The sequence below is a fragment of the Pseudomonas sp. RAC1 genome (assembly GCF_030658255.1).
Taxonomy (GTDB): Bacteria; Pseudomonadota; Gammaproteobacteria; order Pseudomonadales; family Pseudomonadaceae; genus Aquipseudomonas; species Aquipseudomonas boreofloridensis.
Genome location: NZ_JAUTXS020000014.1, coordinates 101,046 through 122,201, shown reverse-complemented (window position 1 = coordinate 122,201; position 21,156 = coordinate 101,046). Strand labels below are relative to the sequence as shown.

Here is a 21,156-nt window from a genome sequence, read left to right as displayed (position 1 = left end):
ATATTCAATGAAGTTGCCGATCTACCTCGATTACTCCGCGACCACGCCGGTCGATCCCCGTGTCGCGCAGAAAATGGCCGACTGCCTGCTGGTCGACGGAAACTTCGGTAACCCGGCCTCGCGTTCCCACGTGTTCGGCTGGCGTGCCGAGGAAGCCGTCGAGAACGGCCGTCGCCAGGTCGCTGAACTGATCAATGCCGACCCGCGCGAGATCGTCTGGACCAGCGGTGCCACCGAGTCCGACAACCTGGCCATCAAGGGCGTCGCGCACTTCTATCAGACCAAGGGCAAGCACATCATCACCTCCAAGATCGAGCACAAGGCGGTCCTGGACACCGCTCGCCAGCTCGAGCGCGAAGGTTTCGAAGTCACCTACCTGGAACCCGGTGAAGACGGCATCATCACCCCGGCGATGGTCGAGGCGGTGCTGCGTGACGACACCATCCTGGTCTCGCTGATGCACGTGAACAACGAAGTCGGCTCGATCAACGACATCGCTGCCATCGGTGAACTCACCCGCGCTCGCGGCGTGCTGTTCCATGTCGATGCCGCGCAGTCGGCTGGCAAGGTCGAGATCGACCTGCAAAAGCTCAAGGTCGACCTGATGTCGTTCTCCGCGCACAAGGCCTACGGGCCTAAAGGCATCGGCGCGCTGTACGTCAGCCGCAAGCCGCGGGTACGTCTGGAGGCCATCATTCACGGCGGCGGTCACGAGCGTGGCATGCGTTCGGGCACCCTGCCGACTCACCAGATCGTCGGCATGGGCGAGGCGTTTGCCATCGCCAAGCAGGAAATGGCCGCCGAAAACGTGCGCATCAAGGCCCTGAGCGACCGCTTCTTCAAGCAGGTCTCGGACCTCGAAGAGCTGTACGTCAACGGCAGCCAGACCCAGCGCGTACCGCACAACCTGAACCTGAGCTTCAACTACGTGGAAGGCGAGTCGCTGCTGATGTCGCTCAAGGACATCGCGGTATCGTCCGGCTCGGCGTGCACCTCCGCGTCGCTCGAGCCGTCCTACGTGCTGCGCGCTCTGGGCCGCAACGACGAGCTGGCGCACAGCTCGATCCGCTTCTCCTTCGGTCGTTTCACCACCGAGGAAGAGGTCGACTACGCCGCGCAGGAAGTCTGCAAGGCCGTGAACAAACTGCGTGAACTGTCGCCGCTGTGGGATATGTACAAGGACGGCGTCGACATCTCCAAGATCGAGTGGGCCGCCCACTAAGCAGTCGCCAGCAAGAGCGGCTCCCTGACGAGGAAGGAATTGCACCATGGCATACAGTGAAAAGGTCATCGACCACTACGAGAACCCGCGCAACGTCGGCAAGATGAATGCGGAAGACCCAGACGTCGGCACCGGCATGGTCGGTGCTCCGGCCTGCGGCGACGTGATGCGCCTGCAGATCAAGGTCAACGAACAAGGCGTGATCGAAGACGCCAAGTTCAAGACCTACGGCTGCGGCTCGGCCATCGCCTCCAGCTCCCTGGCCACCGAGTGGATGAAGGGCAAGACCCTGGACGAAGCCGAAACCATCAAGAACACCCAGCTGGCCGAAGAACTGGCGTTGCCGCCGGTCAAGATCCACTGCTCGGTGCTCGCCGAGGATGCCATCAAGGCAGCCGTACGCGATTACAAGCAGAAGAAAGGCTTGATCTAAGTCGCCCACGCGAAGGAGTTCCGATGGCTATCAGCATGACAGAAGCCGCCGCCAACCACATTCGCCGCTCCCTCGACGGACGCGGCAAAGGTGAAGGCATTCGCCTGGGCGTGCGTACCACCGGCTGCTCGGGCCTGGCCTACGTGCTGGAGTTCGTCGATGAGCTGGCGAGCGAAGACCAGGTGTTCGAGAACCACGGCGTGAAGGTCATCATCGACCCGAAGAGCCTGGTGTACCTCGATGGCACCGAATTGGACTTCGTCAAGGAAGGGTTGAACGAAGGCTTCAAGTTCAACAACCCCAACGTGCGCGGTGAATGTGGCTGCGGCGAAAGCTTCAATGTCTGAGGCCTGACGTGGGTAGCCCTTGCCATTTCGCTCTGTTCGACCTGCAACCGAGCTTCCGCCTGGACCTCGACAAGCTGGCCGCGCGTTATCGCGAGCTGGCCCGCGAGGTCCATCCCGACCGCTTCGCCGACGCCTCCGAGCGTGAGCAGCGCGTGGCCCTGGAAAACTCCGCAGCCCTCAACGACGCCTACCAGACGCTGCGCAGTGCGCCGCGTCGCGCGCGTTACCTGCTGGCCATCAGCGGCCAGGAGGTGCCTCAGGAAGTCACGGTCCACGACCCCGACTTCCTGTTGCAGCAGATGCAGTGGCGCGAAGAACTCGAGGAACTGCAGGACGAAGCCGACCTCGACGGCGTTGCCGTGTTCAAGCAGCGCCTGAAGGGTGCCCAGAGCACTCTCGACGAGGAATTCGCCGCTTGCTGGGATCAAGCTGCCGAGCGCGACAGGGCTGAGCGCCTGATGCGCCGCATGCAGTTCCTCGACAAGCTCGCCCAGGAAGTGCGCCAACTCGAAGAGCGCCTCGACGATTAACCCCGGCGCCACCGTGACGGCGCCCAAGGTATCAAGATAAGCATGGCCCTACTGCAGATCGCCGAACCCGGTCAGAGCCCCCAGCCGCACCAGCGCCGCCTGGCGGTGGGCATCGACCTGGGGACCACCAACTCGCTCGTCGCCGCGGTACGCAGCGGCCGCAGCGAGCCGCTGCCCGATGCCCAGGGCAACCTCATCCTGCCGTCCGCGGTGCGCTACCTGGAGGACCGCTGCGAAGTCGGCCAGGCTGCCCGCGATGCAGCCTCCAGCGACCCGTTCAACAGCGTCCTGTCGGTCAAGCGCCTGATGGGCCGAGGCCTGTCAGACGTCAAACAGTTGGGTGAACAGCTGCCATACCGGTTCGTCGGCGGCGAGTCGCACATGCCGTTCATCGACACCGTTCAGGGGCCCAAGAGCCCGGTGCAGGTGTCGGCCGACATTCTCAAGGTGCTGCGTCAGCGCGCCGAGGAATCCTTGGGTGGCGAACTGGTGGGCGCGGTGATCACCGTGCCGGCCTATTTCGACGACGCTCAGCGTCAGGCCACCAAGGATGCTGCGCGTCTGGCCGGGCTGAACGTGCTGCGCCTGCTCAACGAGCCCACCGCAGCGGCGGTGGCCTATGGTCTGGACCAGAACGCCGAAGGCGTGGTGGCGATCTTCGACCTGGGCGGCGGCACCTTCGACATTTCCATTCTGCGCCTTACGGCCGGCGTGTTCGAAGTGCTGGCCACGGGCGGTGACACGGCCCTGGGCGGGGATGATTTCGATCATGCCATCGCGGGCTGGATCATTGAACAGGCGGGCCTGTCCGCTGACCTCGATCCTGCCACTCAGCGCCAGTTGTTGCAGGCGGCGTGCGCCGCCAAAGAAGCCTTGACCGATGCCGATAGCGTTCGCGTCAGCCACGGCGCCTGGAGCGGTGAGCTCAGCCGTGCCGATTTCGAAGGCATGATCGAGCCGTTGATCGCCCGTAGCCTCAAGGCCTGCCGCCGCGCCGTGCGCGACAGCGGCGTCGAGCTGGAAGAGGTGGGGGCGGTGGTCATGGTGGGTGGATCGACCCGTGTGCCGCGTGTGCGCGACGCGGTCGGCACGTTGTTCGGTCGTGCGCCGCTGACCTCGATCGACCCCGATCAAGTGGTGGCCATCGGCGCGGCGATTCAAGCCGATACCTTGGCTGGCAATCGTCGCGAAGGCGGTGAACTGTTGTTGCTGGATGTCATCCCTCTGTCGCTCGGTCTGGAGACCATGGGCGGGTTGATGGAGAAGGTGATCCCGCGCAATACCACCATTCCGGTGGCGCGCGCCCAGGAGTTCACCACCTACAAAGACGGCCAGTCGGCCATGATGATCCACGTCCTGCAGGGCGAGCGCGAGCTGATCAGCGACTGCCGCTCGCTGGCGCGCTTCGAGTTGCGTGGCATTCCGGCCATGGTCGCCGGCGCGGCGAAGATCCGCGTCACGTTCCAGGTGGATGCGGATGGGCTGTTGAGCGTCGCCGCGCGCGAACTGGGCTCGGGTGTGGAGTCGAGTATTCAGGTGAAGCCTTCGTACGGCCTGACCGACGGCGAGATCGCCCGCATGCTCAAGGACTCCTTCGAGCACGCCGGTACCGACAAGCAGGCGCGCCAGTTGCGCGAGCACCAGGTCGATGGCGAACGCCTGCTCGAAGCGGTACAGGGTGCCCTCGAGGCGGACGGCGAGCGCCTGCTCAGTGGCGAGGAGCGCGAGGCCATCGAGTTCCAGATGCAAGAACTGCGTGATTTGCTCAACGGCACCGATGGCCCGGCCATCGAGCAGCAGACCAAGCGTCTGTCGCAGGTGACCGATGCTTTTGCCGCCCGTCGCCTTGATTCGACGGTCAAAGCCGCACTGGCCGGGCGCAACCTGAATGAGATCGAGGAGTAATCGATGCCGCTGGTGACATTCCTGCCGCATGAGAAATTCTGCCCCGAGGGGCTGACCGTCGAGGTCGCGTCCGGCACCAACATCCTGGAGCTGGCCCATGAGCACCATATCGAAATGGAAAGTGCCTGTGGCGGCGTGAAGGCTTGCACCACGTGCCATTGCATCGTGCGCAAGGGCCTCGAATCCCTCGAGGAAGCCGACGAGTTGGAAGAGGACATGCTGGACAAGGCCTGGGGTCTGGAGGCGCAGTCGCGTCTCGGCTGTCAGGTGGTGGTCGCCGACCAGGACCTGACCATCGAAATCCCCAAGTATTCGCTCAACCACGCTGCCGAAGCGCCACATTGAGGGTCACGGAATGAGTCTGAAATGGGTTGATGTACTTGAAATCGCCATTCAGCTTGCAGAAAGCAAGCCGGACGTCGATCCTCGTTACGTGAATTTCGTCAATCTGCGGAGTTGGGTGATGGAATTGCCTGACTTCAGTGACGATCCGGCGCGCGGCGGCGAAAAGGTCCTGGAAGCCATCCAGGCGGCCTGGATCGAAGAAGCCGACTGAGTGACACCCGCAGGTTAGGCAATGCCCTCGAACCCGCGTATAATTCGCGGGTTTAATTTTTCGCAACACTCAATATTCTGGAGTTTTCCATGGCTGTTCAACGTACTTTCTCCATCATCAAGCCTGACGCCGTCGCCAAAAACGTCATCGGTGAGATCACCACTCGTTTCGAAAAAGCCGGCCTGAAAGTCGTCGCCTCGAAAATCAAGCAACTGTCCAAGGCCGAAGCCGAAGGCTTCTACGCCGAGCACAGCGCGCGTGGCTTCTTCGGCGAACTGGTTGCCTTCATGACTTCCGGACCGGTCGTTGTCCAGGTGCTGGAAGGCGAAAACGCCATCGCTCTGAACCGTGAGCTGATGGGCGCTACCAACCCTAAAGAAGCCGCTGCCGGCACCATCCGTGCCGACTTCGCCGAGTCGATCGACGCCAACGCCGTCCACGGTTCGGACTCCGAAGCCGCTGCCGCTCGCGAAATCGCCTACTTCTTCGCAGCTACCGAGGTAACCACTCGCTAAGCGAACGCTTTCGAGTGAGGGTGAATCCATGACGACATCTACTGGCAAAATCAACCTGTTGGGGCTGACCCTGCCGGAAATGGAACAGTTCTTCGACTCGATCGGGGAGAAGCGCTTCCGTGCCGGTCAGGTGATGAAATGGATTCACCATTTTGGCGTGTCCGATTTCGCGGACATGACCAACGTCGGCAAGGCCTTGCGCGAAAAGCTCGAGGCCATTGCCGAGATTCGACCTCCGGAAGTGGTCAGTGAAGACATTTCCGCCGACGGTACCCGCAAATGGGTCGTGCGCGTTGCCTCCGGCAGCTGCGTCGAGACCGTCTACATTCCCACCGACGACCGCGGCACGCTCTGCGTCTCGTCGCAAGCTGGCTGCGCCCTGGACTGCAGTTTCTGCTCCACCGGCAAGCAAGGCTTCAACAGCAACCTGACCGCCGCCGAAGTCATCGGCCAGGTATGGCTTGCGAACAAATCCTTCGGCACCGTCCCGGCCAAGATCGACCGCGCCATCACCAACGTGGTGATGATGGGCATGGGCGAGCCGCTACTCAATTTCGACAATGTCATCGCCGCCATGAAGATCATGATGGACGATCTGGGCTATGGCATCTCCAAGCGTCGCGTCACCCTGTCCACCTCGGGCGTGGTGCCGATGATCGACGAACTGGCCAAGCACATCGACGTGTCGCTGGCGCTGTCGCTGCACGCGCCGAACGACGAACTGCGCAACAAGCTGGTGCCGATCAACAAGAAGTACCCGCTCAAGGTACTGCTCGAGTCTTGCCTGGGCTACATGGCCACGCTCGGCGGCAAACGCGTGCTGACGGTCGAGTACACCCTGCTCAAGGATGTCAACGACCAGCCCGAACACGCCGCGCAGATGATCGAGCTGCTGCGCGACGTGCCGTGCAAGATCAACCTGATCCCGTTCAACCCGTTCCCGCACTCCGGCTACGAGCGGCCCAGCAACAATGCGATCCGTCGCTTCCAGGACCTGCTGCACCACGGTGGCTTCAACGTCACCACCCGGACCACCCGTGGTGAAGACATCGACGCGGCGTGCGGCCAGTTGGTCGGTCAGGTCATGGACCGCACCCGCCGCAGCGAGCGCTACATTGCCGTGCGCCAGCTCAACGCCGACGGTAGCGAGTCGGCAGACAGCGCCGTGCGCCTCTGACGGACACCGCCGCCCATGACCCTGCGCGCCGCGCTGTCGATCCTGTCACTGCTGTTGCTGGCTGGCTGCGTGTCCGGCGGCAGCGGCCATCCGCTGTCCAGCGAGCAGGGTCGGGCAGAGGCGGGGCGTGCCTACGTGCAGTTGGGCCTGGGCTATCTGCAGCAGGGCATGAGCGAGCAGGCCAAGGTGCCGTTGGCGCGCGCGCTCGAGTTGGACTCGCGTGACGCCGATGCCCATGCGGCTTTGGCCCTGGTGTTCCAGGCTCAAGGCGAGCCGGAGCTGGCGGATGAGCATTTTCGTCACGCCCTGGCACAGCGCTCGAACGATGCGCGCATTCGCAACAATTACGGCAGTTTCCTCTATGCTCAAGGGCATTTTCGCCAGGCCGAGCAGATGTTTCGCCAAGCCGCCGCCGATACCCTGTATCCTGAGCGCTCGCGCGTGTACGAGAACCTGGGCCTGACCGCGCTCAGGCAAGGCCGCGCCGAGCAAGCACAGGCCTATCTGGAAAAAGCCCTGCGCCTCGATCAGCGACAACCGCGGGCGCTACTGGAAATGGCTGAGTTGTCCTACGAAAACAGGCATTATGTGCCGGCCTGGGATTACTACGAACGTTTCAGCCAGCAGGGCCAGCATGATGCCCGCAGCCTGCTGTTGGGCAGTCGTCTGGCGCGAATCGTCGAAGAGCACGGTGCCGCTGACGAACTGGGCCGCACACTACAACGACTTTATCCCGGTACGCCGGAATATCAGCAATACCTGTCGGAGCAACGATGAACGCCGCGCACCCCGAATCAGCAGCAGCGCTTGAGCAGCATCCCGGTGACGTCCTGCGCCAGGCGCGCGAGCACCGGAACTGGTCGCAAGCCGAGGTCGCCCGTAGGCTGAACCTGACCGTCACCTCGCTGAACTACCTGGAAACCGGTGCCTTCGACAAGCTTCCCGGGCATACCTTCGCCCGCGGCTACATTCGCGCCTACGCCAAGCTCATGGACATGGATCAGGCCCCGTTGGTCGAGGCCTTTGATCGCGTGACCGGCACCCATGCCAAAGGCAGCGAAGTGCATTCGCTGGGTCGTATCGAGGAGCCGGTGCGCTTGTCGCACAACATCCTGCGCGGCGTCAGCCTGCTGCTGCTGGTGGTGGTGGTCGGCGGTGGCTTCTTCTGGTGGCAGGACCAGAGCGGCCAGCATGGCAAGGACCTGAGCAAGATCGCCCTGGAGCATGTCGAGGTCGAAAGCGCCGACGGCACCACCCAGATCCACACCCTCGACGAGCCCGAGGACCAGGCCGTGAGCGCTGGCCAGCAGCCCGAAAGCGCGCCGCTGCCGCTGGGGCAGGACACGGCAGCGCAGGGCGAAGACGAAACCGCCGCCCAGGCACCTGAACAGTCCGCGTCCGCGGTCGCGCCTACTGCGCCGGTTGCGCAGAACCCAGCCCAGCCGCATGCGCCGGCTGCCACGACCACCACCGCGCCTTCGACCACCCCTGCTGCGCCCGCTGCCAGCGAGCCTGCTGCGCCGATCGCAGGGGAAGGCAAGGTCGCCATCCAGTTCGTCGCCGACTGCTGGACCCAGGTCACCGACGGAAATGGCAAGGTGCTATTTAGCGCCATCAAGCGCAAGGGCGATAGCCTCGAACTGGCAGGCAAGCCGCCGTTCGCCGTGCGCCTGGGCTTTGCCCGTGGCGCCCAGGTCAGCTACAACGGCCAGCCCGTCGATGTCGCCCCGTTCACCAGTGGCGAGACCGCTCGCCTGAAGTTGGGACAGTAAGTCATGCACGGTGAATCCCCGATCAAACGTCGCGAATCCCGCAAAATCTGGGTCGGCAATGTGCCGGTGGGCGGCGATGCTCCCATCGCGGTACAGAGCATGACCAACACCGACACCAACGATGTGGCCGCCACCGTGGCGCAGATCCAGCGTTTGGTGGATGCCGGTGTCGATATCGTCCGCGTGTCGGTGCCCGACATGGACGCCGCCGAAGCCTTCGGCAAGATCAAGCAGCAGGTGAGCGTCCCGCTGGTCGCCGATATCCACTTCGACTACAAGATCGCGCTGCGCGTCGCCCAGCTCGGCGTCGACTGCCTGCGCATCAACCCGGGCAACATCGGCCGTGAAGACCGAGTGCGCGCGGTGGTCGATGCCGCTCGCGATCGTGGCATTCCGATCCGCATCGGCGTCAACGCCGGCTCCCTGGAAAAAGACCTGCAGAAGAAGTACGGCGAGCCGACTCCGGCCGCGCTGGTCGAGTCGGCGCTGCGCCATGTCGAGCACCTCGACCGCCTGGATTTCCATGACTTCAAGGTCAGCGTGAAGGCCTCCGACGTGTTCATGGCCGTCGAAGCCTATCGCCTGCTGGCCAAGCAGATCGTGCAGCCCCTGCACCTGGGCATCACCGAAGCGGGAGGACTGCGTTCCGGAACGGTGAAATCCGCCGTCGGCCTCGGTATGCTGCTCGCCGAAGGCATCGGCGATACCATCCGCATTTCGCTGGCGGCCGATCCGGTCGAGGAAGTGAAGGTCGGCTACGACATTCTGAAGTCGCTGCACCTGCGCTCGCGTGGCATCAACTTCATCGCCTGCCCGAGCTGCTCGCGGCAGAATTTCGATGTGGTCAAGACCATGAACGAGTTGGAAGGGCGCCTGGAAGACCTGCTGGTGCCGCTGGACGTCGCGGTGATCGGCTGTGTGGTCAACGGACCGGGCGAAGCCAAGGAATCGCATGTTGGCCTGACCGGTGGCACGCCCAACCTGGTGTACATCGATGGCAAGCCGGCACAGAAGCTGACCAACGACAACCTGGTCGATGAGCTGGAAAAGCTCATCCGCCAGAAAGCGGCCGAAAAGGTCGAGGCCGACGCGGCGCTGATCGCCCGCGGCTGATATACAGATTCGTAAGGACTTTTCGTGAGCAAATCGCTGCAAGCCATTCGTGGCATGAACGACATCCTGCCCGAGCAATCGCCGCTGTGGCGCTACTTCGAAGGCACCGTGGCCAGCTTGCTGGACACCTACGGCTACAGCCAGATCCGCACGCCGATCGTCGAGTTCACCGAACTGTTCAAGCGTTCGATCGGTGAAGTCACCGATATCGTCGAAAAGGAAATGTATACCTTTCAGGACAACAAGGATTCGCTGACCTTGCGTCCCGAAGGCACCGCCGCGTGCGTGCGTGCAGTGCTCGAGCACGGCATCATCGGCAACGGCCAGGTTCAGAAACTCTGGTATGTCGGGCCCATGTTCCGCCACGAGCGCCCGCAATTGGGGCGCTATCGCCAGTTCCACCAGATCGGCGTCGAGGTGTTCAACCTGGCCGGTCCCGACATCGATGCCGAGCTGATCATGCTGACCTGGCGCCTGTGGGCGCGCCTGGGTATTCAGGATGCCGTCACCCTCGAACTCAACAGCCTGGGCACCAGCGAAGCGCGCGGGCGCTATCGCGAGGCACTGGTCGAGTTCCTCTCCGAGCGCCTCGACCAGTTGGACGAAGACAGCCAGCGCCGCCTCAAGAGCAATCCGCTGCGTATCCTCGACAGCAAGCACGAGGGCACCAAGGCCGCGCTGGTCGGTGCGCCGAAGCTGGAGGATTACCTGGACGAAGAGTCGCGCGTGCATTTCGAAGGCGTCAAGGCGCGCCTGGACGCCGCCGGTATCCCGTTCGTGATCAACACCAAGCTGGTGCGTGGCCTGGATTACTACAGCAAGACCGTCTTCGAGTGGGTCACCGACAAGCTCGGCGCCCAGGGCACGGTCTGCGCGGGTGGCCGTTACGATGGCCTGGTCGAGCAGATGGGCGGCAAGCCTACCGCTGGCGTGGGTTTCGCCATGGGTATCGAACGCCTGCTGCTGCTGATCGAAACCCTGGGTCAGGTGCCCGAGTCGATTGCGCGCACGCTGGATGTGTACCTGTGCGCCTTCGGCGAGCAGGCCGAGCTGGCGGGGCTGGCGCTCAGCGAGCAACTGCGCGACCGCTTGCCGGCGCTGCGCCTTGCCGTCAACGCCGGCGGTGGCAATTTCAAGAACCAGTTCAAGAAGGCCGACCGCAGCGGGGCGCTGTTCGCCCTGATCCTGGGGGACGACGAACTGGCGCAACAAGTGGTAGGTTTCAAACCCCTGCGTGGCCAGGGCGAACAACAGAACATTGCCTGGGATGCTCTGGCCGAGCACCTGCAAGCTGCTCTCGCGCAGGCGTGAAGCGGTCATACAGCCGAATTGCTGAAAAGGAGTATTGGGGTGTCGAGTACCGATGATGAAGGCCTGGTCGCAGCCAAGGACTGGTGGAACCGCAACGGCAAGCCGCTGCTGACCGGTGCTTTGCTCGCCGCGGCGGTGGTGATGGGCTGGCAGGCCTGGCACAAGTACCAGAACAACCAGTCGCAGGGCGCTTCGATGGTCTATCAGGCGTTGATCGAAACGGCCCTGTCGGCTGACGGCAAGCCGGATGCGACCAAGGTGGCCGAGTTGTCCGGCAAGCTCAAGAGCGAGTACGGCGGCACCGCCTACGCCCAGTACGGCAGCCTGTTCGTGGCGAAAGTGGCGGTGGAGAGCGGCAAGCTCGACGACGCTGCCGCAGAACTCAAGGGCGTGGTGGATAAACCCGCCGACGCGACCCTGGGCGAGCTCGCCCGTCAGCGTCTGGCGCGCGTGCTCGCGGCGCAGAACAAAGCCGAAGAGGCACTCAAGTTGCTCGACGGCAACGCCGAGAAGGCCTACCAGGCCAGTCGCGAGGAGCTCAAAGGCGATCTGCTGGTGCAATTGGGCCGTACCGACGATGCCCATGGTGCCTACGAAAAAGCCAAGGCCGCGCTGTCTGACGACGCCGCGATCGGTGGTTTGCAACTGAAGCTCGATGACCTGGCCAAAGGGGACGCGTGAAGTGACCGGTTGGAAACAAGCAGCAGTGCTCGCCCTGGCCGTCCTGGCCGCGGGTTGCAGCAGCAACAGCAAGAAGGAACTGCCCCCGGCCGAACTGACCAAGTTCACCGAAGAGGTGGTGCTGACCAAGCAGTGGAGCCGTTCGATCGGTGACGGTCAGGGGGAAAAGTACAACCTCCTGGTGCCGGCCATCGAGAACGACCGTATCTACGCGGCCGACGTCAATGGCAAGGTCTACGCACTGAACCGCCTCAACGGTGACGTGATCTGGGACAAGGACCTGGAAGTGCCAGTGTCCGGTGCTGTCGGCGTGGGCTACGGCCTGGTGATGATGGGCACCCTCAAAGGTGAAGTCATCGCTCTGGATGCCAGCACCGGCGAAGAGCGCTGGCGCTCGCGCGTGACCAGCGAGGTGCTGGCTCCGCCGGCCACCAACGGTGACGTGGTGGTGGTGCAGACCCAGGACGATCGTCTGGTCGGCCTGGACTTCAACACCGGCGACCGCCGCTGGATCTACGAAAGCTCGCCTGCGGTGCTGACGCTGCGTGGCACCGGCGCGCCGATCGTGACCAATCGCATGGCCGTGGCAGGTCTGTCCACCGGCAAGGTGGTCGCAGTCGATACCCAGAACGGCGTACCGGTGTGGGAGGCGCGCGTCGCCATCCCGCAAGGTCGTTCGGAACTGGAGCGCGTGGTGGACATCGACGGCGGCCTGCAACTGTCCGGTGGTGTGCTCTACGTCAGCAGCTACCAGGGCCGCGTCGCTGGCCTGGACCTGGAAAGCGGTCGTGTCCTGTGGCAGCGCGATGCCTCCAGCTACGTGGGCGTCGCCCAGGGCCTGGGCAACGTGTACGTCAGCGAGGCGTCCGGCACCGTCGAGAGCATCGACGAGCGCTCGTCGTCGGCCCTGTGGAGCAACGACTCCCTGGCCCGTCGCCAACTGTCCGCGCCGGAGGTGTTCTCCAGCTACGTGGCGGTGGGCGACTTCGAGGGTTACCTGCACCTGCTCAGCCAGGTCGACGGTCGCTTCGTCGGCCGTGAGCGCATCGACAGCGACGGCCTGCGTGCCCGTCCGCTGGTGGTGGGCAACACCATCTACGTCTATGGCAACAGCGGCAAGCTCGAGGCACTGACCATCCGCTGAAGCTATGCTTGAAACCGACCTCGGTTTCAGGCTGCGGCGCAGGACGCGCCGCCCGAACTCCGGCCGCTGCCTTGCAGCGGCCTTTGCATTTTCAAGAATTCAGAGTGGAGAGCCGCATGGTTCCCGTAATCGCCCTGGTGGGACGGCCGAACGTCGGCAAATCCACCCTGTTCAACCGCCTGACCAAGACCCGCGATGCCATCGTCGGCGACCTCTCGGGCCTGACCCGTGACCGCCAGTACGGCGACGCCAGCTGGCAGGGTCGCTCCTACATTCTCATCGACACCGGCGGTATCACCGGCGACGAAGTGGGCATGGACGAGAAAATGGCCGCGCAATCGCTGATGGCCATCGAAGAAGCCGACTATGTCCTGTTCCTGGTCGATGCCCGTGCCGGCATGACCGCCGCCGACCAGATGATCGCCGAGCATCTGCGCAAGCGGAACAAGGAAGCGATCCTGGTCGCCAACAAGATCGACAACATCGACGCCGACGTCGCCCGCGCCGAGTTCTCGCCGCTGGGCATGGGCAACGCCATCCCGGTGGCCGGCTCCCAAGGCCGCGGCATCAATGGCCTGATGGAAGCTGTGCTGGGCCACATCCCGCGCGACCAGGTCGAAGAAGCGCTGGATGCTGAGGTCGCCGAGGGCGAGGAGGCGGTGCGCATTCCGGGGCCGAGCGAGAAGGATGGCATCAAGATCGCCATCATCGGCCGTCCCAACGTCGGCAAGTCCACCCTGGTCAACCGCATGCTCGGTGAAGAGCGTGTGGTGGTGTACGACCAGCCGGGCACCACGCGCGACAGCATCTACATTCCGTTCGAGCGCGATGGCGAGAAGTACACCTTCATCGACACCGCGGGCGTGCGCAAGCGCGGTAAGATCCACGAGGAAGTCGAGAAGTTCTCGGTGGTGAAGACGTTGCAGGCGATCAAGGACGCCAACGTGGTGGTGTTCGTCATGGACGCCCGTGAAGGTGTGGTCGACCACGACCTCAACCTGCTGGGCTTCGCCCTCGAAGCCGGCCGGGCCATCGTCATCGCCCTGAACAAGTGGGATGGCATGGAGTCGGGCGAGCGCGACTACGTGAAGACCGAGCTGGAGCGCCGGTTGTTCTTCGTCGATTTCGCCGACATCCACTTCATCTCCGCGCTGCACGGCACGGGCGTTGGCAACCTGTACAAGTCGGTGCAGGCCGCGTTCAAGTCGGCGGTCACCCGCTGGCCGACCAGCCGCCTGACGCAGATTCTCGAGGACGCCGTCAGCGAGCACCAGCCGCCGCTGGTCAACGGTCGCCGCATCAAGCTGCGCTATGCCCACCTCGGTGGCGCCAACCCGCCGCTGATCGTGATCCATGGCAACCAGACCGACAAGATTCCGCGTTCCTACTCGCGTTATCTGGAAAACACCTACCGCCGTGTCCTCAAGCTGGTCGGCACGCCGATCCGTATAGAGTACAAAGGCGGCGAAAACCCCTACGAGGGCAACAAGAACACCCTCACCGACCGTCAGGTCAACAAGAAGCGCCGCCTGATGTCACACCACAAGAAGGCCGAGAAGAAGCGCAAAGACAAGCGCTGAGCCCAGAAGGAGCGGCGAACCGCCGCTCCTTCACTCTTGTCGCTTGCCATTCAGAGCTTGTAGCTTATCCCCCCTCAGTCCGCAGGAAAGAGGGCTCCATGATCCGCAGCAAACTGCCGAACGTCGGCACGACCATCTTTACCCGCATGTCCCAGCTCGCCGCCCAGACCGGCGCGCTCAACCTTTCCCAGGGTTTTCCCGATTTCGACGCACCGCCCGCGCTGCTCGAAGCGGTCTCGCGGCATGTGAACGCCGGCCACAACCAATACGCACCCATGACCGGCCTGCCTGTACTGCGCGAACAGGTCGCGGCGAAGATTGCCCGCCTGTATGGCGTTCAAGTGGACGCCGAGCAGGAAATCACCATTACCCCCGGCGCCACCGAGGCGCTCTTCTGCGCCATCCAGGCAGTGATTCAGCCCGGTGACGAGGTAATCGTCTTCGATCCCTGCTACGACAGCTACGCACCCGCCGTGGCACTGGCTGGCGGTCGCTGCGTGCATCTGCAACTGAGCGATGGTGATTTTCGTATCGACTGGCAAGCGTTCAGCGATGCATTGACACCCCGCACGCGCCTGGTGGTGCTCAACTCCCCGCACAACCCCAGCGGCGCGCTGATTACCCGCGAAGACCTCGACCAGTTGGCGGCGCTGATCGCCGGGCGCGATCTGTACCTGCTCAGCGACGAAGTCTACGAGCACCTGGTCTACGACGGGGTGCAGCATGCCAGCGTGCTGGCCCACGAGGCGTTGTACGCGCGGGCCTTCGTGGTCAGCTCGTTCGGCAAGACCTATCACGTCACGGGTTGGAAAACCGGCTATGTGGTCGCGCCGCCAGCACTGAGCGCGGAGCTGCGCAAGGTGCACCAGTACGTCAACTTCTGTGGCGTGACCCCCCTGCAGTGGGCGCTGGCCGACTTCATGGCCGAACACCCGGCCCATGTGGACGAACTGCCGGGTTTCTACCAGGCCAAACGCGATCTGTTCTGCGACCTGTTGCACACCTCGCGCTTCAGGTTCACCCGCGCGGCGGGCACCTATTTCCAACTGGTGGACTACTCGGCGATCCGTCCCGACCTCGATGACGTGCAGATGGCGCTGTGGCTGACCCGCGAGCACGGCGTGGCGAGCATTCCGGTGTCGGTGTTCTACCAGCAACCCATCCCCGCGCAGCGCCTGGTGCGCCTGTGCTTCGCCAAACGTGAGGAGACGCTGCGTCAGGCAGCGGAAAAGCTATGCGCGATCTGAGCCAACTGCCCAACCTGAACCTGGCCCTGGTGCAGACTCACCTGGCCTGGCATGACCGCGAAGGCAACCACGCACATTTCGAGGTGCTGCTGGAGCAAGCCCGAGGGGCGGACCTGGTGATTCTGCCGGAGATGTTCACCACCGGATTCACCATGGATTCCGAGCGCCTCGCCGAGCCGGAGCAGGGGCCCACCTGTAAATGGCTCAAGGCCCAGGCGAAGAAGCTCGACGCGGTGATCACCGGCAGCGTGATCATTCGTGCGGCTGACGGCAGCCAGCGCAACCGCCTACTGTGGGCGCGCCCCGATGGCGAGGTGCTGCACTACGACAAGCGTCACCTGTTCCGCATGGCTGGCGAGCACCAGCACTACACGCCGGGCGAGCGGCAGGTACAGTTCGAGCTCAAGGGTTGGCGCGTGCGTCCGCTGATTTGCTACGACCTGCGCTTCCCGGTGTGGAGCCGCGACCCGCACGACACCGACCTGCTGTTGTACACCGCCAACTGGCCGGCAGCGCGCCGCCAGCACTGGAACCGTCTGCTGCCCGCGCGGGCGATCGAGAACCTGTGCTATGTGGCGGCGGTCAATCGGGTGGGCACCGACGGCAAGGGCTTTGCCTACTCGGGGGACAGTCAGGTACTGGATTTCCAGGGCGAGAGCCTGCTGGGCGCAGCCGAAGCCGATGGTGTCTTCCATGTGGCGCTCAATGCCGTGGACCTGGCCGCCTACCGTGCACGGTTCCCGGCGAACCTGGATGCCGACACCTTCGATATCCACTGAGCCATGCGGCCAGAGGGTCTGGCCGCCACCGATGGGAGGTCAATACACGTCCCGCCGGTAGCGGCCTTCTTCGATCAGGTGCTCCACCCCATCCTCACCGAAAATCCCCCTGAGCGCCGCATCCACGCCCGTCGCCATGCCCTGAAGGCTGCCGCAGACGTACAGGCTCGCACCGTCATCGACCCAACGGCGCAGCGTCTCGGCCTGCTGCAGCAGTACATCCTGCACGTAGATCTTTTCCGCCTGATCCCGTGAAAAGGCCAGGTCCAGCCGAGCCAGATCGCCGCTGTCCAGCCAAGCGTGCAGCTGCTCGCCGCAGAGCAGGTCGCAGGCTCGATTACGCTCGCCGAAAAACAGCCAGTTGTGCCGCTCCCCGGCGGCGATGCGCGCCTTGAGCAAGCTGCGCAGGCCCGCCAGGCCAGTACCGTTGCCGATCAGCACCAGCGGTGCCGGCCCCGCTGGCAAGTGAAAGCTGCTGTTGCGGCGTACCCGCAGACGCACATGGCCGTCCAGTGGCAGGAACTCGGTCAGCCAGCCGGAGCCCAGCCCCAGGCTGCCGTCGGGATGCCGTTCCTGGCGCACGATCAAGTCCAGCACGCCGTCGCTGGCGATGGAGGCGATGGAGTACTCGCGTGTGCCGAGTGGGATCAGTGCATCGATCAGCGCCTGGGCATGCAGCCCGACCAGGTGTTCGCGGCTGCCCGGCAATTGACGACTGGCCAGCGCTTGTCCCAGTGGCTGCGACAGTCCGTCGAGGTGCACCGGCTGCGCGGCATCCAGGCCCAGGCCCGCCAAGAACGCGTCGATCCGTACCTGGCCATGACGAGGCAGTATCTCCACCAGATCGCCGGCCTCCCACGTGCTCGGTCGTTCGGCGCTCAGGCCCAGCAGGAACACCGGTGCACCCTGGCTGCCGGGATTGAGCAACTGTCGTCGGATCAGGCGCCAGTTGCCATAGTCCGGCGCCTGCCAGGGGGTGACGGCCGCGGCACCGGTCAGCGCGCTCAGCGCCTGTTGCCAGTGCTGCAACGCACCGGCGTCGGCGTTATCGACTTCCACCGGGCTGAACGCTGAAGTCGCCCCGCGCTCACCCAACCAGGCGTGCAGGCGTCGGGCGAAACCACAGAAATGCGGGTACTGACGATCGCCCAGCGCGAGCACGGCGTAGCTGAGGTGGCTCAGGTCCAGGGCCTGACCCAGCACGTTGCGCTCAAAGCCACGGGCGCTGTCCGGTGCCTGGCCTTCGCCGAAGGTGCTGACCACGAATAGCACGCGCAAGGACTGGCTCAGTTGCGCCTGGTCGAGCTGGGCGAGGCTGCGCACCCGAACCGCCACGCCCGCGGCCTGCAATTGCCCGGCGCTTTGCCAGGCCAGTTGTTCGGCCAGGCCGCTCTGGCTGGCGAAGGCGATCAGCCAACCGCCTTCGCCGTCGCTGGCGTGGTCCACCGAGCCCCGAGCGGCACGCACCTGACGCTGTTTACGGCGTCGATCCAGATACAGCAGCCAGCCGGTGACGAAGAACAGCGGCATGCTCAGGCTGGCGAGGGTGAGCAGGATGCGTCCGGTCAGGCCGAAGTATTCACCCACATGCAGGGCATAGACGCTCTGCAGCAGTTGCGCCTTGAACGACTTGTCGGTGTAGCGCTCGTGGCTGCTCACCTCGCCGGTGGCCGGATCCAGCGTCAGCGTGTTGTAGGCGCGCGGGTGTGCGGCGTCGTCCAGCATGTAGAAGACGTTGGCGGGTTGGCCACCGGTGGCGGGCAGGCGCAGGTTGTAGGAGGCCAGACCCGGTCCGGCCGCGACCTGAAGGGCAGACCACAGGGCCGGATAATCCACCACCAAAGGCGCTGCGTCCTTGTCGGGCGGTGCCATGGCCCGTGCGCGGCGCTCGCTGCGCGACAGTGTCGACTGCCCGGCAGCAGGCGGGTCGGCCAGCAGCCTGTTCAGCCCCTCGCGGTACCACTCGTAGGACCAGAACAGGCCGGTCAGGGCGAACAGCAGATAGAACAGCAGGCACCAGGTGCCGGCGACGGCGTGCAGATCCCAGTTGAACGCCCGACCTTTGCGCGCCCAGTCGAAGGTCAGCCACACCCGCCAGTCCCGTGCCCGCCGTGGCCAGCGCAGGTACAGGCCGGACAGGCAGAAGAAGATCAGCAGCAGGGTGCAGGCGCCAGTGATCTGTCGGCCGCTGTCGCCCATGGCCAGGAAACGGTGCAGTTGCAGCATGAGGTTGAAGAAGTCCTGACCGGCCACGGCGCCGAGCAGTTCGCCGGTGTAGGGATCGGCGTAGCGCAGTTCGCCGCGGCGCTCGCCTGGGGGCGGCGTGAAGAACAGCCGGGCGGCCTCGTCGCTGCGGGTGTCGACCCAGAGCATGGCCACCTTGTCGTGCTGGGCGGCCTCGGCGCGGCGCACCAGTTCCGGCAGTGGCAGCACGCCTTCGCGACGCACCTCGACCTTCAACACCTCAGGGTTGAAAAAGCGCAGCAGTTCTTCCTGGAACGACCAGATCGCCCCGGTGATGCCCATCAGCGCCAGGACCACGCCGGCACTGATGCCGAAGAACCAGTGCAATTGGAACAGCGACTTCTTCAGCACTTCGATTACCTTGAATTCCAGAGGGTGGCGCTTAGTGGCGGAGGTGTTTAGGGCAGGGCTGCCAGCGCGGCGCTGGGATTCTAATGCAAGCGAGGGAGAGTAACAATTGAGACTGGTTAGCATTTGCGAGCCGGTACACCTGTCTTCTGCGCGTGATCCACTCGTGCGCTCGTCCCGCCATCCTTGCCCGCACTGAAACCGACTCCCTATGATGGGGGCCTTTTGCGATTTCACAGGTCACCGTCCCATGTCTGCCTCCACCTCGGAACGCTTCGGTGCCGATCAGTTGGCGTCGATGCTCGACCATCAACCTGGCCAAGCCTCCAAGGCGATTCTCGCCGCCGCCGGGCAGGGCGTGGTCGAGGCGCAGGCGCTGCTGGGGCAGATCCTGCTGGACGGGCGCGGCATCGAGCAGGACGAGCGTCTGGCCCGCCATTGGCTGGCGGTGGCAGCCCAGGCCGGCAATGCCAAGGCGCACAACCTGCTGGGCCGCTGCCTGGAGCATGGCTGGGGCGGCGAGGTGGCGCTGAGCCAGGCCGCGATCCACTATGCCCAGGCCGCCGATGCGGGCTCAGGCTGGGGCCTGTACAACTTGGGCAATCTGTTGGCGACCGGACGTGGCTTGCCCGCCGATCAGGGGCTGGCACTGACCTGCTATGAGAAGGCCGCGCAGATGGGCCATGCCAAGTCGATGAACCTGTACGGGCGTTATCTGGAACAGGGCATCGCGACCACGGCGAGTCCGTTGCGGGCGGCGCGCTGGTATCGGCGGGCGGCCGAAGCGGGAGATTTTCGCGGCATGTTCAGTCTGGCGCTGGTGTTGGCGTCACGCGGGCAGATGGGCGAGGCGGCGCAGTGGTTCGAGCAGGCGCGACAGCAGGGGCCCGTGGACTTCCTGCGCAGTGCGCTGGCGACCTTGCAGGACGCGGGGCCGACACTGACCAGCTTTGCGGCGCGCTACGCCGAGGCGATCGAGCGCTGCGAGGGGTGAGATCGGGGCCGCCAGGCGGCCCCGGACCTGATTACAGGTAGTACGCCTTCAGCGGTGGGAAACCGTTGAATTCCACTGCGCTGTAGCTGGTGGTGTAGGCGCCTGTGGACAGCCAGTACAGGCGGTCGCCGATGGCCAGGTTCAGCGGCAGGCCGTACTTGTAGTTCTCGTACATGATGTCGGCGCTGTCGCAGGTCGGGCCGGCGATCACCACTTCCTCGGTCTCGCCTTTCTTCTCGGTCCAGATCGGGAACTTGATGGCTTCGTCCATGGTTTCGATCAAACCGGAGAACTTGCCCACGTCGGTGTAGATCCAGCGCTCCACGGCGGTACGCGACTTGCGCGCCACCAGCACCACTTCGCTGACCAGGATGCCGGCGTTGGCGATCAGCGAGCGGCCCGGCTCGAGGATGATTTCCGGCAGGTCGTCACCGAAGTCTTCCTTGAGGAAGCGGATGATTTCCTCGGCGTAGGTTTCCAGGCTGTTGGTGCGGGTGATGTAGTTGGCCGGGAAGCCGCCGCCCATGTTGATCAGCTTCAGTTCGATGCCGTCTTCTTCTTTCAGGCGTTCGAAGATCACCTTGACCTTGGCGATGGCCGCGTCCCACACGCTGATGTCGCGCTGCTGGGAGCCGACGTGGAAGGAGATGCCGTAGGGCACCAGGCCCAGGTCGCGGGCCAGGATCAGCAGGTCCATGGCCATGTCGGTCTGGCAGCCGAACTTGCGCGACAGCGGCCAGTCGGCGGTGGTCGAGCCTTCGGTGAGAATACGCACGTACACCTTCGAGCCGGGCGCGGCCTTGGCGATGTTGCGCAGGTCCGCTTCGGAGTCGGTGGCGTAGAGGCGCACGCCCTTTTCAAAGAAATAGCGGATGTCCTTGGACTTCTTGATGGTGTTGCCGTAGCTGATGCGATCGGCGCTGACGCCGCGCTCCATCACCTTGTCCAGTTCGTAGATCGAGGCGATGTCGAAGTTCGAACCCTTGTCCTTGAGCAGGTCGATGATCTCGACGGCCGGGTTGGCCTTGACTGCGTAGTAGACCTTGGCGAATTCGAAGCCCGCGCGCAGGTCGTCATAGGCCTGGCTGATCATCTGTGTATCGATGAGTACGAACGGGGTTTCCTGCTTGTCGGCGAACGCCTTCATTTTCTGGAAGGTGTCGCGTGCGAAATAGTCTTCGACCTGGATCGACATACTCAGGGACTCCATGGGCAAACTGAAAGAATAAGTGGCTGCAAACTGAACGTCCTCCGTATC

General features: G+C 64.1%; 21 protein-coding genes. 19 read left to right on the top strand and 2 right to left on the bottom strand.

Going from position 1 to position 21,156, the window contains the following annotated elements; all coding sequences use genetic code 11:
* The first annotated feature begins 7 nt into the window (after positions 1-7).
* The 18 genes from Q7C30_RS03175 to Q7C30_RS03090 all read left to right on the top strand — a co-directional run bounded on the left by Q7C30_RS03175 (position 8) and on the right by Q7C30_RS03090 (position 16,312).
* Positions 8-1,222, top strand: coding sequence for an IscS subfamily cysteine desulfurase (locus tag Q7C30_RS03175; protein ID WP_039575446.1), 1,215 nt, complete (start codon positions 8-10; stop codon positions 1,220-1,222).
* Positions 1,223-1,268: 46 nt separating this feature from the next.
* On the top strand, positions 1,269-1,655 hold the full coding sequence (gene iscU / locus Q7C30_RS03170; protein WP_003248539.1) for a Fe-S cluster assembly scaffold IscU: 387 nt from the start codon (positions 1,269-1,271) through the stop codon (positions 1,653-1,655).
* A gap of 23 nt (positions 1,656-1,678) precedes the next feature.
* Entirely contained in the window at positions 1,679-2,002 is a 324-nt protein-coding gene (gene iscA / locus Q7C30_RS03165; protein WP_029613656.1) for an iron-sulfur cluster assembly protein IscA, read from the top strand.
* A gap of 8 nt (positions 2,003-2,010) precedes the next feature.
* Positions 2,011-2,532 carry a co-chaperone HscB gene (hscB, locus tag Q7C30_RS03160; RefSeq protein WP_317870644.1) on the top strand — a complete coding sequence of 174 codons (522 nt, stop codon included), beginning with the start codon at positions 2,011-2,013 and terminating at the stop codon, positions 2,530-2,532.
* 42 nt (positions 2,533-2,574) lie between these two features.
* Positions 2,575-4,437: a Fe-S protein assembly chaperone HscA gene (hscA, locus tag Q7C30_RS03155; RefSeq protein ID WP_039575489.1), complete on the top strand. Its 1,863-nt coding sequence runs from the start codon at positions 2,575-2,577 to the stop codon at positions 4,435-4,437.
* 3 nt (positions 4,438-4,440) lie between these two features.
* Positions 4,441-4,782, top strand: a complete 342-nt coding sequence (gene fdx / locus Q7C30_RS03150) for an ISC system 2Fe-2S type ferredoxin (protein ID WP_029613654.1) — start codon at positions 4,441-4,443, stop codon at positions 4,780-4,782.
* A 10-nt stretch (positions 4,783-4,792) separates the two neighbouring features.
* On the top strand, positions 4,793-4,993 hold the full coding sequence (gene iscX, locus Q7C30_RS03145; RefSeq protein WP_317870643.1) for a Fe-S cluster assembly protein IscX: 201 nt from the start codon (positions 4,793-4,795) through the stop codon (positions 4,991-4,993).
* Positions 4,994-5,082: 89 nt separating this feature from the next.
* Complete coding sequence (ndk, locus tag Q7C30_RS03140) at positions 5,083-5,508, top strand: nucleoside-diphosphate kinase (RefSeq protein WP_029613652.1); 426 nt, start codon at positions 5,083-5,085, stop codon at positions 5,506-5,508.
* A gap of 28 nt (positions 5,509-5,536) precedes the next feature.
* Positions 5,537-6,685, top strand: coding sequence for a 23S rRNA (adenine(2503)-C(2))-methyltransferase RlmN (rlmN, locus tag Q7C30_RS03135; RefSeq protein ID WP_039575496.1), 1,149 nt, complete (start codon positions 5,537-5,539; stop codon positions 6,683-6,685).
* Positions 6,686-6,700: 15 nt separating this feature from the next.
* The gene (pilW, locus tag Q7C30_RS03130) at positions 6,701-7,462 is read left to right on the top strand and encodes a type IV pilus biogenesis/stability protein PilW (RefSeq protein WP_317870642.1); all 762 of its coding nucleotides are present in this window, start codon (positions 6,701-6,703) and stop codon (positions 7,460-7,462) included.
* A complete protein-coding gene (locus Q7C30_RS03125; RefSeq protein ID WP_039575500.1) occupies positions 7,459-8,457 on the top strand; it encodes a RodZ family helix-turn-helix domain-containing protein in 999 nt (332 codons plus the stop codon). The genes pilW and Q7C30_RS03125 overlap by 4 nt, the downstream gene beginning before the upstream one ends.
* A gap of 3 nt (positions 8,458-8,460) precedes the next feature.
* On the top strand, positions 8,461-9,570 hold the full coding sequence (ispG, locus tag Q7C30_RS03120) for a flavodoxin-dependent (E)-4-hydroxy-3-methylbut-2-enyl-diphosphate synthase (RefSeq protein ID WP_317870641.1): 1,110 nt from the start codon (positions 8,461-8,463) through the stop codon (positions 9,568-9,570).
* 24 nt (positions 9,571-9,594) lie between these two features.
* On the top strand, positions 9,595-10,881 hold the full coding sequence (gene hisS / locus Q7C30_RS03115) for a histidine--tRNA ligase (protein WP_317870640.1): 1,287 nt from the start codon (positions 9,595-9,597) through the stop codon (positions 10,879-10,881).
* Between the two features lie 39 nt (positions 10,882-10,920).
* Positions 10,921-11,562, top strand: coding sequence for a tetratricopeptide repeat protein (locus Q7C30_RS03110; protein ID WP_029613648.1), 642 nt, complete (start codon positions 10,921-10,923; stop codon positions 11,560-11,562).
* A gap of 1 nt (position 11,563) precedes the next feature.
* Entirely contained in the window at positions 11,564-12,706 is a 1,143-nt protein-coding gene (gene bamB / locus Q7C30_RS03105; RefSeq protein ID WP_039583053.1) for an outer membrane protein assembly factor BamB, read from the top strand.
* 116 nt (positions 12,707-12,822) lie between these two features.
* Entirely contained in the window at positions 12,823-14,286 is a 1,464-nt protein-coding gene (der, locus tag Q7C30_RS03100; protein ID WP_039575508.1) for a ribosome biogenesis GTPase Der, read from the top strand.
* Between the two features lie 98 nt (positions 14,287-14,384).
* Positions 14,385-15,533 carry a pyridoxal phosphate-dependent aminotransferase gene (locus tag Q7C30_RS03095; RefSeq protein ID WP_317870639.1) on the top strand — a complete coding sequence of 383 codons (1,149 nt, stop codon included), beginning with the start codon at positions 14,385-14,387 and terminating at the stop codon, positions 15,531-15,533.
* Positions 15,521-16,312 carry an amidohydrolase gene (locus tag Q7C30_RS03090; RefSeq protein ID WP_317870638.1) on the top strand — a complete coding sequence of 264 codons (792 nt, stop codon included), beginning with the start codon at positions 15,521-15,523 and terminating at the stop codon, positions 16,310-16,312. The genes Q7C30_RS03095 and Q7C30_RS03090 overlap by 13 nt, the downstream gene beginning before the upstream one ends.
* Positions 16,313-16,351: 39 nt before the next feature.
* Here the strand turns inward: Q7C30_RS03090 and Q7C30_RS03085 are convergent, their stop codons facing one another.
* Complete coding sequence (locus Q7C30_RS03085) at positions 16,352-18,907, bottom strand: sulfite reductase flavoprotein subunit alpha (RefSeq protein ID WP_317870637.1); 2,556 nt, start codon at positions 18,905-18,907, stop codon at positions 16,352-16,354.
* 247 nt (positions 18,908-19,154) lie between these two features.
* Here Q7C30_RS03085 and Q7C30_RS03080 point away from each other — a divergent pair, with 247 nt between their 5' ends.
* The gene (locus tag Q7C30_RS03080) at positions 19,155-19,898 is read left to right on the top strand and encodes a tetratricopeptide repeat protein (RefSeq protein ID WP_317870636.1); all 744 of its coding nucleotides are present in this window, start codon (positions 19,155-19,157) and stop codon (positions 19,896-19,898) included.
* Positions 19,899-19,929: 31 nt separating this feature from the next.
* On the opposite strand, the gene Q7C30_RS03075 is transcribed toward Q7C30_RS03080, so the two are convergent.
* Positions 19,930-21,093: a type III PLP-dependent enzyme gene (locus Q7C30_RS03075; protein ID WP_039575523.1), complete on the bottom strand. Its 1,164-nt coding sequence runs from the start codon at positions 21,091-21,093 to the stop codon at positions 19,930-19,932.
* Positions 21,094-21,156 lie beyond the last annotated feature (63 nt).